The sequence below is a fragment of the Pseudomonas sp. RAC1 genome, from assembly GCF_030658255.1.
Lineage (GTDB): Bacteria > Pseudomonadota > Gammaproteobacteria > Pseudomonadales > Pseudomonadaceae > Aquipseudomonas > Aquipseudomonas boreofloridensis.
Genome location: NZ_JAUTXS020000037.1, coordinates 252,432 through 264,627, shown reverse-complemented (window position 1 = coordinate 264,627; position 12,196 = coordinate 252,432). Strand labels below are relative to the sequence as shown.

The 12,196-nt window shown below is 64.3% G+C and carries 12 protein-coding genes; 6 read left to right on the top strand and 6 right to left on the bottom strand.

Annotation, left to right across the window (positions count from 1 at the left end):
• Positions 1 to 3 precede the first annotated feature (3 nt).
• Both Q7C30_RS16870 and algB read right to left on the bottom strand, forming a co-directional pair.
• Entirely contained in the window at positions 4 to 1,782 is a 1,779-nt protein-coding gene (locus Q7C30_RS16870) for a KinB sensor domain-containing domain (RefSeq protein ID WP_317872182.1), read from the bottom strand.
• Positions 1,779 to 3,125: a sigma-54-dependent response regulator transcription factor AlgB gene (gene algB / locus Q7C30_RS16865; protein ID WP_039582036.1), complete on the bottom strand. Its 1,347-nt coding sequence runs from the start codon at positions 3,123 to 3,125 to the stop codon at positions 1,779 to 1,781. The genes Q7C30_RS16870 and algB overlap by 4 nt, the downstream gene beginning before the upstream one ends.
• A 212-nt stretch (positions 3,126 to 3,337) precedes the next feature.
• Between algB and Q7C30_RS16860 the strand changes: the two genes are divergently transcribed.
• From Q7C30_RS16860 to Q7C30_RS16835, 6 genes are all read left to right on the top strand, one after another.
• Complete coding sequence (locus tag Q7C30_RS16860; RefSeq protein ID WP_317872181.1) at positions 3,338 to 4,159, top strand: BON domain-containing protein; 822 nt, start codon at positions 3,338 to 3,340, stop codon at positions 4,157 to 4,159.
• 175 nt (positions 4,160 to 4,334) lie between these two features.
• Complete coding sequence (locus Q7C30_RS16855; protein WP_039582031.1) at positions 4,335 to 4,619, top strand: hypothetical protein; 285 nt, start codon at positions 4,335 to 4,337, stop codon at positions 4,617 to 4,619.
• Between the two features lie 52 nt (positions 4,620 to 4,671).
• Positions 4,672 to 4,833 (top strand): DUF1328 domain-containing protein, encoded by a 162-nt coding sequence (locus tag Q7C30_RS16850; protein WP_023532363.1) that lies wholly within the window; start codon positions 4,672 to 4,674, stop codon positions 4,831 to 4,833.
• The gene (locus Q7C30_RS16845; RefSeq protein WP_295485354.1) at positions 4,830 to 5,300 is read left to right on the top strand and encodes an inhibitor of vertebrate lysozyme family protein; all 471 of its coding nucleotides are present in this window, start codon (positions 4,830 to 4,832) and stop codon (positions 5,298 to 5,300) included. The genes Q7C30_RS16850 and Q7C30_RS16845 overlap by 4 nt, the downstream gene beginning before the upstream one ends.
• Before the next feature lie 731 nt (positions 5,301 to 6,031).
• Positions 6,032 to 7,366 (top strand): glutamate/aspartate:proton symporter GltP, encoded by a 1,335-nt coding sequence (gene gltP / locus Q7C30_RS16840; RefSeq protein WP_029613190.1) that lies wholly within the window; start codon positions 6,032 to 6,034, stop codon positions 7,364 to 7,366.
• Positions 7,367 to 7,481: 115 nt separating this feature from the next.
• Positions 7,482 to 8,711, top strand: a complete 1,230-nt coding sequence (locus Q7C30_RS16835; RefSeq protein WP_039582022.1) for a nucleoside recognition domain-containing protein — start codon at positions 7,482 to 7,484, stop codon at positions 8,709 to 8,711.
• Here Q7C30_RS16835 and Q7C30_RS16830 read toward each other — a convergent pair.
• From Q7C30_RS16830 to Q7C30_RS16815, 4 genes are read right to left on the bottom strand one after another with little or no spacing between them, the layout of a single operon-like run.
• Complete coding sequence (locus Q7C30_RS16830; RefSeq protein ID WP_317872180.1) at positions 8,693 to 9,316, bottom strand: ABC-type transport auxiliary lipoprotein family protein; 624 nt, start codon at positions 9,314 to 9,316, stop codon at positions 8,693 to 8,695. The genes Q7C30_RS16835 and Q7C30_RS16830 overlap by 19 nt on opposite strands.
• Positions 9,313 to 10,251, bottom strand: coding sequence for an MlaD family protein (locus tag Q7C30_RS16825; protein ID WP_295485349.1), 939 nt, complete (start codon positions 10,249 to 10,251; stop codon positions 9,313 to 9,315). Before Q7C30_RS16825 ends, Q7C30_RS16830 begins: the two co-directional genes overlap by 4 nt.
• Positions 10,252 to 10,254: 3 nt before the next feature.
• The gene (locus tag Q7C30_RS16820) at positions 10,255 to 11,049 is read right to left on the bottom strand and encodes an ATP-binding cassette domain-containing protein (RefSeq protein WP_317872179.1); all 795 of its coding nucleotides are present in this window, start codon (positions 11,047 to 11,049) and stop codon (positions 10,255 to 10,257) included.
• Positions 11,046 to 12,167 carry an MlaE family lipid ABC transporter permease subunit gene (locus Q7C30_RS16815; RefSeq protein WP_039582014.1) on the bottom strand — a complete coding sequence of 374 codons (1,122 nt, stop codon included), beginning with the start codon at positions 12,165 to 12,167 and terminating at the stop codon, positions 11,046 to 11,048. The genes Q7C30_RS16820 and Q7C30_RS16815 overlap by 4 nt, the downstream gene beginning before the upstream one ends.
• Positions 12,168 to 12,196: the final 29 nt, after the last annotated feature.

Genomic DNA, 12,196 nt, shown 5'->3' with positions numbered 1-12,196 from the left:
TCCTCAGACCGGCAGCGCCATGTAGAACTGCGTGCCCTGCCCTGGCCGGGAGAACACGCCCATGCGCCCGCCATGCAGTTGCACGATCTCTTTGCACAGCGCCAGGCCCAGGCCGGCGCCACCTTTCTTGCGCCCGACCTGCACGAACGGTTCGAAAATCCGTCCCTGTTGGCCGTAGGCGATGCCCTCGCCATCGTCCTCGACACTGACGATGACGCGCTCGGCATGTCGCCGTGCATGCAGGCGGATGTGACCGCCGCTGGCGGTGTGGCGGATGGCGTTGTGCAACAGGTTGTCCAGCACCCGGTCCAGTTGCGCGGCGTCGGCCTGGATGCGCGGCAAGGGTTGCTCGAGCTCGCTGACCAGCTCGATCTGTTTGTCCGCGGCCGATTCGGCGAAGCGCGCCTGCGCCCGCTCGAGCAGTTCGTCGATGGCGCAGGGCGCCAGCTCCAGCTTCTGCAAGCCGTTCTGGTAGCGGGAGAAGTTGAGCAGGTCGTTGATCAGTTGGGTCAGGCGCTGCATTTCTTCGCCGATGGTGTCGAGCAGATCGTGCTCGCGGGCCTCGGGTGGGAACTTGACCCGCTCGCGCAGCAGGCCAAAGGCCATGTGCATGCCGGTAACCGGTGTGCGCAACTCATGTGAGGCGCGCAGGACGAACTCGCTGCGCACGCGCTCGAAGGCGCGCTGCTCGGTGACGTCGTGCAGCACCATCACTGCGCCAAGGATCGGTCCTTGAGGGTGGCTGACCGGGGTCAGGCTGAAGGTCAGCAGCCGGGTTTCTTCGTCGATCTCGATGCTCAGGTCTTCCGGCGCACGGTCCAGGCTGCCGCCGCGCAGGACCTGGCGCATCTGCTGCTCCAGCTCAGGTCGATTGAGTGCTTCGGCCAGGCTGCTGCCGACCCGCGACGCGTCCCAGCCCAACTGGCGCTGGGCAACCGGGTTGAGGTGCTCCAGACGGCCCTGGCGATCGATGATCAGCAGGCCGTCGTCGATGCTGTCGAGCACTGCCTGCAAGCGCTGCTGCCCGGCCAGCAGTTCGTCGACATTAGTGGCCTGGTGCTTGCGCAGGGCGTCGGCCATCAGGCCGAAGCGGCGTGTCAGCAGGCTGAGCTCATTGGCTTGAGTGATCGGCAGGGTCACCTCGAAGTTGCCCTGGCCGACCTGGTCGGCGGCCTTGGCCAGCGCCTCGATCGGCTGGCCGAAGCGACGCGCCAGGTTGTGCGCGGTGACGAAGCCCAGCGCCACCACCGTCAGCCCCATCAGGCCGAGCACTCCGCTGACCAGCAATGCGCGCTCGCGGGTGTGTTCTTCACTGCGGGCGATCTGCTCCAGGGCCTGGCGATGCGAGTCGATCAGGTCGTTGCGCACCTGGTTGAAGGCAGCGCCCAGTGGGTTATCCAGGCCCATGCTGCGCCACGGCTCGGGGCTGTCGCGGTAGGCCCGGAGAAAGGCTGGGTAATGGCTCTGCGCCTTGCCAAAGCCCGTGCGCTCGCCGCCCTGCTCCAGACCGGTCGCCAACAGCGTGCTGAAGCTGTCCTGCAGGTGGGTCAGGCTTTTCGGATCGGTCTGCGGGTCGAGGATCAGCGTCAACTGCTCACCCAGGTTCTGCCGCAGCTTCAGGCCGATGTCCAGGGTGTGATTGGTCTCGCGCACCATCTGCTGCTGCACCGAGGCCATCTGCAGCACGCTGATCAGCCCCAGTGCCAGGCCCAGCAGCGCGACGGTCACCAGCGCCGAAAGGCTGAGGAACAGCCGCGTGCGCAGCTTCATGTGCCACTTCACAGGTTGTACTGCTTGCGTTTGCGGTACAGCGTCGAGGCGTCGATGCCGAGCGTCTTGGCGGCTTGGTCGAGGGTGTCGCTGGCGGCCAGCACTGCACCGATGTGCGCGCGTTCCAGTTCGTCCAGGCTCAGGGCTGCGCCGACCCGTGGGGCGTTGCCGGTGGGTTGCTCGCCCATGCCCAGGTGGGTGATTTCCACGCGCTCCTGCGGGCAGATGATGCTGGCGCGTTCGATCACGTTGCGCAGTTCGCGGATGTTGCCGGGCCAGCGGTAATTGAGCAGTGCCGAGCGGGCTTCGTCGCTGAAGCCGCGGGCCGGACGCGAGTATTCCTTGACGAAGCGCGCCAGGAAACGATCGGCCAGGGTGAGGATGTCTTCGCTGCGCTCGCGCAGGGGCGGCAGATGCAACGTGATGACGTTGAGGCGGTACAGCAGGTCTTCGCGGAAGCGACTCTCGCGCACCATTTCCTCGAGGTTGAGGTTGGTTGCCGCCAGGATGCGCACATCGGCGCGACGGGTGACCGGATCGCCCACCCGCTCGTATTCCTTGTCCTGAATGAAGCGCAGCAGCTTGGGTTGCAGGGTCAGCGGGAAGTCGCCGATCTCGTCCAGGAACAAGGTGCCGCCATCGGCCTGGTTGACCCGTCCAAGGGTGCTTTCGCTGGCGCCGGTAAAGGCCCCGCGGGTGTGACCGAACAGTTCGCTCTCCATCAGCTCGGCGTTGAGCGACGGGCAGTTGATGGTGACGCAGGCCTTGCGTGCGCGTTTGCTCCAGCCGTGGATGGCGCGGGCCAACTCGCCCTTGCCGGTACCCGACTCGCCGAGGATAAGAATGTTGGCATCAGTGGTGGCCACCTGCCGTGCGGTTTCCAGCACCGCCATCATTTGTGGACTGTGCGAATCCAGGCCGTCCTTGGGTTTGCGCACTTCGCCTTCGAGCGCTTCCAGTCGAGCCGACAACTGCCGCACCTCCAACTGCTTGGCGGTGGCCAAGCGCAGTTGATCGGGGCTGCAGGGCTTGACCAGGTAATCGGCGGCGCCAGCCTGGATGGCGTCCACCGCGGTGTCGATCGCCGAGTGTGCGGTGACGATGACGACCCGCATCCACGGCGCCTGGATACGCATTTGCGCCAGCACATCCAGGCCATTGTCTTCACCCAGGCGCAGGTCGAGGAAGCACAGATCGAACACCTGGCGCTGCAGCAGTGTCTCTGCCTGGGCAGCACTGTTGGCCGTGGCGACGTTGTAGCCCTCGTCTTCGAGGCAGTAACGGAAGGTACGCAGGATCGCGGACTCGTCGTCCACCAGCAGAATGCGGCCTTGGTTATCCTGGGCTGATTCCATTTTTCCTGCGCTCCTGTGGGAATGATCTGGGTTAGTGTCGGAAAAATCGGGCAAGTTGCATGGTCGATTCTGAAGGATTACGCCCTATGCAGGCTAGCTGTTGCCTAGGTTATTGGTTAACCAATTGAAATAGTTAGGTTTTTTACGCTTTTTCAGCCTGGCATGCAGGTTGCGATGAGCGTGGGATTTGTCACGAATAAAGGAGAAGCCCAATGTCTTTGTTCTCGCGTCATACCGTCCTGGCCGCCAGCCTGTTGTTGGCGGCGGTCCCCGCCTTTGCCGATTCCGTACAGGACGCTCGCCTGGAGGGCGCGGTGCAGACGGCGGTGTCCCTGAACAAACTCCTTAACCCGTTCCGCATCGAAGTCCAGGTCGAGGGCGCCCAGGCCCGCCTCAGTGGCGAGGTGGAAAACCCGGTCGAGCGTGATCTGGCAGAGCGCGTGGCCCTGGCCACCCGGGGTATCGAGCGGGTGGACAACCAGCTACAGGTCAATCCGCAACTGGCCGAGCGACCGCTGGAATTGCGGGCCTATGCCCAGCGCCTGGAAGACGCCACCCTCACCTTCGTCATTCGCGCTCGGCTGTTGTGGAGCCGGGTCACCGAGAAGGCGCCGATCGAGGTCGAGAGTCGCGAGGGCGTGGTGACCATGCGTGGGCGAGTGGACAACGTCGAGGCCAAGGAACAGGCCGGGGTGATCGCCCGAACGACCGAGGGTGTGTATCTGGTCAATAACCTGATCAGCCTGGACTCGGCCGCCATGGCGCTGGCCCGCGACAAGCCAGTGACCGCGCCGAGCGGGCCGCAGCCCAGCGATGCCTGGATCATCGACAAGGTACAAAGCAGCTTGCGCTTCAGTCGCAACCTGGACGGCCCGAATATAAAGGTGGCGAGCCAGGACGGCATGGTGCGCTTGTCCGGTGAAGTGGTGAGTAATGAACAGAAGTCCATCGCGGTGCAGATCGCCGGGCAGATCCTGGGCGTTCGTGGGGTCGACGCCGACCTCTTGAAGGTCGCCAGCAAGGTCGAGGGGTGATCGTGCAAAACGCACGGGCTGCACGACGTCATCGTGCAGGATACGTTCCCCAGTGGTTTTGATTTATTTGTTAAATCATTGATTTATAAGGTTTTTTATTTGATTAAAAACCTGGCATGCAGGCTGCAATACCTACTGCAAGAGTTGGATAACAACATTTGCAGGAGTCGCCGGCATGAATCGCCAATCCGTCAATCGTTCGCAGGTCGCCGCGTTGTCCGTACACCCGATGGTGTATCTGGTTGTGGCTCTGGTACTGACCCTGGCTGCCGGCCTGTTCTACCACAGCGTGCAGACCGCACGTCTGGCCGATCAGGTGGCTGCGCAAACTGCGCTGCTGGCGCAACTTCGCACCACCCACGCCAACACCTTGGTTCGAGCCGCTCAACCGCTGCCGGCGACCAATGCCTCGCCGGCCACGGTCGAGCGCATCGTTCCACAAGAGCGCTGGGTGTTCTGACGGCACACCGATTCAACCCTGGAAAGAATCCCGAAAAGAAAGGAGAAACACCATGCTGAGCTGGGCTATCACATTCCTGATCATCGCTATCGTCGCCGCAGTGCTGGGCTTCGGTGGTATCGCCGGCGCCGCGACCGGTATCGCCAAGATCCTGTTCATCGTGTTCCTGGTGCTGTTCGTCGCTTCCTTCTTCTTCGGACGCGGACGTCGATGAAACAGATGCTCCGCAATGCTCTGGCCACCGCCCTGCTGCTGGGCGGTGCGACCGGGGCGCTGGCAGGTAATGACGGTCAGATGCGAGTGGGCCAGCTGCTAGGGTCCGACGAGCAGTATCGGCAGGCTTGGCAGAAGGCGATCAAAGGAGAGGAGCGGTTGCCCGAATGGGTGATCAACCTCAGCGGCAGCTCGAATGAGCAGATGTCCGCCGTCACCGAGGACGGTGACAAGTACATGGTCGGGCCGCTCTGCGAGTCCGAGACCAACTGCAAGTACAAGCGTTTGATCGTAGCGTTCAGCTGGGACAAGGACGATGCCTACGCAATGTTGGTCGAAGTGCCCGAAGGCCTGCCTTCGGACAAGTCGCCAACGCGGCATGCGGATTACCGCTGGCTGGGTAAACCGGACGAAGGCATGCAGCAGTTGCTCAAGGAGCAGCTCAAGCGTGACCCGAACTGGTACTGACCAGCGGTCGTCGTTTGTAATCAGATGGAAGCCTGCAGCCTTCAAGCTTGCGGCTTCCATGATGCGCGGCGCCGATGAGGGGCTGCACATGACCAGGGGGTCGGGCCGCTTTGATCGATTCAGGGTCGGAGTGGCCTAGGGGTACAGGGAGTACCCCCGATGAGGGCCGGGTCAGGAGCGACAGCATCGGAAGATCCAGGTCAGTGCGGGCACATGCAGACCCGTAACGCTGACCTGGCTTCCGGAGCGTCCATTGATCGTTTGAAACGCTGCTTTGAGCATTTTCCCGCCGAGACACATTTTGTCTCAACCGTATGTCGAAAAAAATCCTGCGCTTTGGTTCTGCCAGTGGGCCGTGGAAGTGCCCATTCGGATTGTCGAACACCCTCCTTTTAGCGCTCTGCGCATCTGGTCATTTCGGCCGTGAAATGGCACGTCGGTCGTGTTCGGAAAACCGAATACGGGGATTTTTCAGCGGCTGTATTGGCCGAAATAGCCGCTTCTGTTATGCCGATTCGGCATGGGGTAGTCGTTTACGGCATTAGACTGGCCCGGCCCTCGTCGCAATAGTTGCGCCTTTTTCGCAAGCCCGAGCGTTCTTTCGCTCGCGGGCGGCGGCCTTCCAAGCGGGTCGCCGGACGGAAGCCCATCGCTGGCCGTTTCATTGCCGAAGGCTCTGGGACGCGCTTTATAGTCGGGTAACCCAAGACCACTACAACAAAGGTAATGACATGAAGAAGGCAAAACTGAGCCTCGCCTGGCAGATCGTGATCGGTCTGGTACTGGGCGTTGCAGTCGGCGCGCTACTGAATCATTTCAGTGCAGAAAAGGCATGGTGGATCAGCAATGTCCTTCAGCCCGCCGGCGACATCTTCATTCGCCTGATCAAGATGATCGTAGTCCCGATCGTGATCTCGTCGCTGATCGTGGGTATCGCCGGGGTTGGCGATGCGAAGAAACTGGGCAGCATCGGCCTGAAGACCATTCTCTACTTCGAAGTGGTGACCACGATCGCCATCGTGGTGGGCCTGGTCATGGCCAACGTGTTCCATCCGGGTGCCGGCATCGACATGAGCACCCTCGGTACCGTCGATATTTCCAAATACCAGGCCACGGCGGCCGAGGTGCAGCATGAGCATGCGTTCATCGAAACCCTGCTCAACCTGATCCCGTCGAACATCTTCGCCGCGCTGATGCGTGGTGAAATGCTGCCGATCATCTTCTTCTCGGTGATGTTCGGCATGGGGCTGTCGTCGCTCAATGCCGAGCTGCGCGAGCCGCTGGTGCGGACCTTCCAGGGCGTGTCGGAGACCATGTTCAAGGTCACCCACATGATCATGAACTACGCGCCGATCGGTGTGTTCGCCCTGATCGCCGCCACGGTCGCCAACTTCGGCTTCGCCTCGCTGCTGCCGCTGGCCAAGCTGGTGCTGCTGGTGTACTTCGCCATCGCCTTCTTCGCCTTCATGGTGCTGGGTCTGGTGGCGCGGGTGTTCGGCTTCTCGATCATCAAGATCATGCGCATCATGAAAGACGAGCTGATCCTCGCCTACTCCACGTCCAGCTCCGAGACCGTGCTGCCACGGGTGATCGAGAAGATGGAGAAGTACGGCGCGCCGAAGTCGATCTGCTCGTTCGTGGTGCCCACCGGCTACTCGTTCAACCTCGACGGCTCGACCCTGTACCAGAGCATCGCGGCAATCTTCATCGCCCAGCTGTATGGCATCGACCTGTCCATCGGCCAGCAACTGATGCTGGTGCTGACCCTGATGGTCACCTCCAAAGGCATCGCCGGTGTGCCGGGCGTGTCCTTCGTGGTGCTGCTGGCGACCTTGGGCAGCGTGGGTATTCCGCTGGAAGGCCTGGCGTTCATCGCCGGTGTCGACCGCATCATGGACATGGCCCGTACCGCCCTGAACGTGGTGGGCAACGCCCTGGCCGCGGTGGTGATCGCCAAGTGGCAGGGGATGTACGACAGCGCCAAGGGCGAGGCGTACTACAACTCGCTGTTCCAGGCCGGCGCCAAGCCACACGCCGTGGCGACGGGCAAGACCGTCAACCAGTAAACCTGGCGTTGCACCCAAGAGCCCCGACCTGTCGGGGCTTTTTGCATGGTGCGCAGGGGTCGGGTCGCCCCCGTTTGCGCTATCATTCCGGCATTTTTCACAGGGGAACAGGCGCATGCTCAACGGCCTTTGGCTCGGCTTCTTCGTGGTAGCGGCCATCTCCGCCCTGGCCCAGTGGCTGGTGGGCGGCAACGCCGGGATCTTCGCTGCCATGGTCGAGAGCATCTTTGCCATGGCCAAGCTGTCGGTCGAGGTCATGGTGCTGCTGTTCGGCACCCTCACCCTGTGGCTGGGTTTTCTCAAGATCGCCGAGAAGGCCGGCATCGTCGAATGGCTGGCCAAGGTACTCGGCCCGCTGTTCGCCCGCCTGATGCCCGAGGTGCCGCCTGGCCACCCTGCCCTGGGCCTGATCACCATGAACTTCGCCGCCAACGGCCTGGGCCTGGACAACGCCGCCACACCCATCGGCCTGAAGGCCATGCGTGCCTTGCAGGAGCTCAATCCCAGCAGCACCACGGCGAGCAACGCGCAGATCCTGTTCCTGGTGCTCAATGCCTCGTCCCTGACCCTGCTGCCGGTGACCATCTTCATGTACCGCGCCCAGCAGGGCGCCACCGACCCGACCCTGGTGTTCCTGCCGATCCTGCTGGCCACCAGCGTCTCGACGCTGGTCGGTCTGCTGTCGGTGGCGGTGATGCAGCGCCTGCGCCTGTGGGATCCGGTGGTGCTTGCCTACTTCATTCCCGGCGCGCTGCTGCTGGGCGGTTTCATGGCGTTTCTCGGCACGCTGTCGGCGGCGGCGCTGGCCAGCCTGTCGTCGATCCTCGGCAACCTCACGCTGTTCGGCGTGATCATGCTGTTCGTGGTGATCGGCGCGCTACGCCGGGTGAAGGTCTACGAGGCGTTCGTCGAGGGCGCCAAAGAGGGCTTCGACGTCGCCAAGAGCCTGCTGCCGTACCTGGTGGCGATGCTGGTGGCGGTGGGTGTACTGCGCGCCTCCGGGGCGCTGGAGCTGGCGCTCGATGGCATTCGCCACGGCGTCGAATGGCTGGGGATGGACAGTCGTTTCGTCGAAGGCTTGCCCACGGCGCTGGTCAAGCCGTTCTCCGGCAGCGCCGCGCGGGCGATGCTGATCGAGACCATGCAGACCCAAGGCGTCGACAGCTTCCCGGCGCTGGTGGCAGCCACGATCCAGGGCAGTACCGAAACCACCTTCTACGTGCTGGCGGTGTATTTCGGCGCGGTCGGCATCCAGCGTGTGCGCCACGCCGTGGGCTGCGCGCTGCTGGCCGAGCTGTCCGGGGTGATCGCGGCGATCTGCGTGTGCTACTGGTTCTTCGCCTGAGCCTGGAACCCTGAAGCCTGGGTCACGGTCCAGTCCACCACCTGGCGCGCCAGGGTGTCGCCCGCGGCGCCGAAGCCACTGACCACCGCCGGCACCTGCTTGTCGCTCAGCGGCTGGCGCACTTCGAAGCGCTGGCTGGCGAGAATGCGCTGGCTACGTCCCTGCACCAGTCGGGCGTCATAGCGCATCACCACGTCTACACCGGCCGAGCCGTACTCGCTCTGAAATGCCTGCAGTTCGCCGACCAGTTCGTAGTCGGCCTGCAGGTTGCTGTCATCGGCGCTCAGGCGCTGCACCCGGCCATCGCGCTGGAAGGCATCGAGCAGCCGGTTGCGCACCAGCAATGGCACCGGATCGCTCCAGCGCGCGCCCTTGTAGCTGCTGATCACGTCGCCTGCGGGAATCACCGCGATGCGCGACCCCGACAGCGCTTCACTGGCCAATGGCTTGTTCAAACGCAGCGACCAGTTCACGGGCATGGCGGTGTGGCTGGCCTGATGCACCGGCAGGCGATAGACATCGCTCGGCTCGCCTTGCGGCAGGATCGAGCAGGCGGCCAGGTTCAGCAGGCCGGCCACGACGAGCAGGCGTAGAGGCGATTTCACGGCTGGAACTCCTTGTTCGGCTCGCGGCCCAGCAGGTAGCCGCTGGGGTCGGCTTCCAGGCGCCGCGAAATGCCCTTGAGGGCGTTGAGCGTCTCACGCAGCTCGCGGATGGCGGGCGCCAGTTGGTTCAAGCCTTGGGCTCCGTCGTCCAAGGCTTCGCGGTTGTGCGAAAGCAGTTCGTTGATGGTCGCGGTGCTCTGCGCCAACGACTGCATGGCCTGCTCTGCGCTGCCGATGGCCTGCTTGCCCTCGCTGCCCAGCAGGCCGTTGGCGCTGCGCATCAAGGCTTGGGTCTCGGCCAGGGTGGCATTGGCCTGCTTGCCCACCTGGCCCAATTGCTCGATGGCCTGGGCGATGCCGCCCTTCTGGCTGGCGAAGGCCCCGGTGGTCTGCTCGAGGTTGGCCAGGGTGTTGCTCAGGCGCTCGATGTTGGTGTCGGAGAACATCTGGTTGGCGTTGTGCAGCAGCAGGTTGACGTTGGTCACCAGGTCGCTGCTGTCGTCGAGCAAGCGCGAAATCGGCGAGGGCGAGGCGACGATCACGGGCAGCTGGCCGTCCTTGCCTTTGAGCGCCGGACTCTGTGGCGTGCCGCCGCTGAGCTGGATGAAGGTGTTGCCGGTCACGCCTGCCAGGGTCAGCTTGGCCTGGGTGTCCTGCTTGACCGGCGTGTCGGCGCTCAGGCGGATCCGGGCCAGTACGCGGCGCGGATCCTGCGGGTCCAGGCGCAAGCTGCTGACGTCGCCGACCTTGATGCCGTTGTACTGCACCGGGCTGCCACGCGACAGGCCCGACACCGCCTCGCTGAAGACCACTTCGTAGTCCTTGAACGCGTCGTCGACGCTGGACTTGGCCAGCCACAGGCCGAACAGCATGGCCCCGGCCACCACCAGCACGGCGACCAGCCCGATGAGAACGTGATGGGCGCGGGTTTCCATGCTTCAGTGCTCCTGTGCCGCGCCGGCAGCGGCCTGTGCCGCCGCCCGCCCGCGCGGGCCGTGAAAGTAATGGTGAATCCAGGGATCGTCCGCCTGTTCGACTTCGGCCAGGGGGCCGGCCACCAGCACCTTCTTCTGCGCCAGCACGGCGACGCGGTCAGTGATGGTGTACAGGGTGTCGAGGTCGTGGGTGATGAGCAACACCGACAGGCCCAGGGCGTCACGCAGCGTCAAAATCAGCTGATCGAAGGCCGCCGCACCGATCGGGTCCAGCCCGGCCGTGGGTTCGTCGAGAAACAGGATGTCGGGGTCCAGCGCCAGGGCGCGGGCCAGGGCGGCGCGCTTGATCATGCCGCCGGACAGCGCAGCCGGGTATTTGTCCGCCGCGCTGATGGGCAGCCCGGCCAGCGCCAGCTTGACCCCGGCCAGGTGCTCGGCGTCGGCGCGCGACAGGCCGGCGTGCTCGATCAAGGGCAGTGCGACGTTTTCGGTAATGGTCAGCGAGGAGAACAGCGCGCCCTTCTGGAACAGCACGCCAAAACGCCGTTCCAGGCTCGAGCGCTGGTCGTCATTCAGTGCGATGAGGTCCTGGCCGAATACCGTCACCTGGCCCTCGTTGGGTCGACGAAGGCCGACGAGGCTGCGCAGCAGCACCGATTTGCCGCTACCCGACCCGCCGACCACGGCGAGGATTTCGCCGCGATACAGGTCCAGGTCCAGCCCTTGGTGCACCACCTGACTGCCAAAGCGGTTGCACAGGTCGCGCGCCTGGATCACCGGTTCGCCCTTGCCGATCACCAGCCCATCTCCATGAAGAACAACGCCGCGACGGCGTCCAGTACGATCACCACGAAGATCGACTGCACCACCGCCGAGGTGGTGTGGGCGCCGACCGACTCGGCGCTGCCACTGACCTTGAACCCTTCCAGGCAGCCGATGGCGGCGATCAGGAAGGCGAAGAACGGCGCCTTGAGCAGGCCGACCAGGAAATGCTGCACACCGATATCGCTCTGCAGCAGGGACAGGAACATCGCCGGCGGGATGTCCAGCGACAGCGCGCAGACCACCGCACCGCCGACCATGCCGCAGAGCATGGCGACGAAGGTCAGCAGCGGCAGGGCGATCAGCAACGCCAGCACCCGAGGCACCACCAGCAGCTCGATCGGGTTCAGGCCCAGGGTGCGGATGGCGTCGATTTCCTCGTTGGCTTTCATCGAGCCGATCTGCGCGGTGAAGGCGCTGGCGGTGCGCCCGGCCATGAGGATGGCGGTGAGCAGCACGGCGAATTCGCGCAGGAAGGAGAACGCCACCAGGTCGACGGTGAACACCGTGGCGCCGAAGTCGGCCAGCACGGTGGCCCCGAGGAAGGCGACCACGGCGCCGACCAGGAAGGTCAGCAGGGCGACGATGGGGGCAGCGTCCAGGCCGGTCTGCTCGATATGTGCCACCACCGGGGTGAGGCGCCAGCGGTGCGGCTGGAACAGGCGGGTGGCGAGCGTGGCCAGGATCAGGCCGACGAAGCCCAGCAGTTGCCGCGTGTCCTGCCACAGTGTGTCGACGGCGCAGCCAATGCGCGCGAGCAGTTGCAGCAGCACGGGCTGCTCGGGTTCCTTGAGCGGGATGCAGTAGTCCTGCAGCGAGCGATAGACCGTCTGCAGCAAGGCGCGGCTGGCGGCGGGCAGTTCGTGGGTGCAGTGCGCCAGGCGTTCGGCGCCCAGCAGCTCGGCCAGCAGCGAGGCGCCCGCCGTGTCGAGGCGGCCAAGCTGGGTGAGATCGACCTGAGCCTCGGCGCCGTACTGGTCGCGCAGGCGCTCGCTGTCGCGCCGCAGGCGAGCGTAATGCTCCAGGGTCCAGTCACCGGTGATGGCGAGTCGCGTAGGGTGCTGGCGCGTGTCGAGGGTGACGCTGGGCTCCATGTCTTTGGCTCTGCACGACGGCGGTGGGG

What these genes read in the sequence shown, in the direction of transcription:
- algB (WP_039582036.1), bottom strand. Translation starts at nt 3,125, where the DNA reads ATGGAATCAGCCCAGGATAACCAAGGCCGCATTCTGCTGGTGGACGAC.
- Q7C30_RS16860 (WP_317872181.1), top strand. Translation starts at nt 3,338, where the DNA reads ATGTCTTTGTTCTCGCGTCATACCGTCCTGGCCGCCAGCCTGTTGTTG.
- Q7C30_RS16855 (WP_039582031.1), top strand. Translation starts at nt 4,335, where the DNA reads ATGAATCGCCAATCCGTCAATCGTTCGCAGGTCGCCGCGTTGTCCGTA.
- Q7C30_RS16850 (WP_023532363.1), top strand. Translation starts at nt 4,672, where the DNA reads ATGCTGAGCTGGGCTATCACATTCCTGATCATCGCTATCGTCGCCGCA.
- Q7C30_RS16845 (WP_295485354.1), top strand. Translation starts at nt 4,830, where the DNA reads ATGAAACAGATGCTCCGCAATGCTCTGGCCACCGCCCTGCTGCTGGGC.
- gltP (WP_029613190.1), top strand. Translation starts at nt 6,032, where the DNA reads ATGAAGAAGGCAAAACTGAGCCTCGCCTGGCAGATCGTGATCGGTCTG.
- Q7C30_RS16835 (WP_039582022.1), top strand. Translation starts at nt 7,482, where the DNA reads ATGCTCAACGGCCTTTGGCTCGGCTTCTTCGTGGTAGCGGCCATCTCC.
- Q7C30_RS16825 (WP_295485349.1), bottom strand. Translation starts at nt 10,251, where the DNA reads ATGGAAACCCGCGCCCATCACGTTCTCATCGGGCTGGTCGCCGTGCTG.
- Q7C30_RS16815 (WP_039582014.1), bottom strand. Translation starts at nt 12,167, where the DNA reads ATGGAGCCCAGCGTCACCCTCGACACGCGCCAGCACCCTACGCGACTC.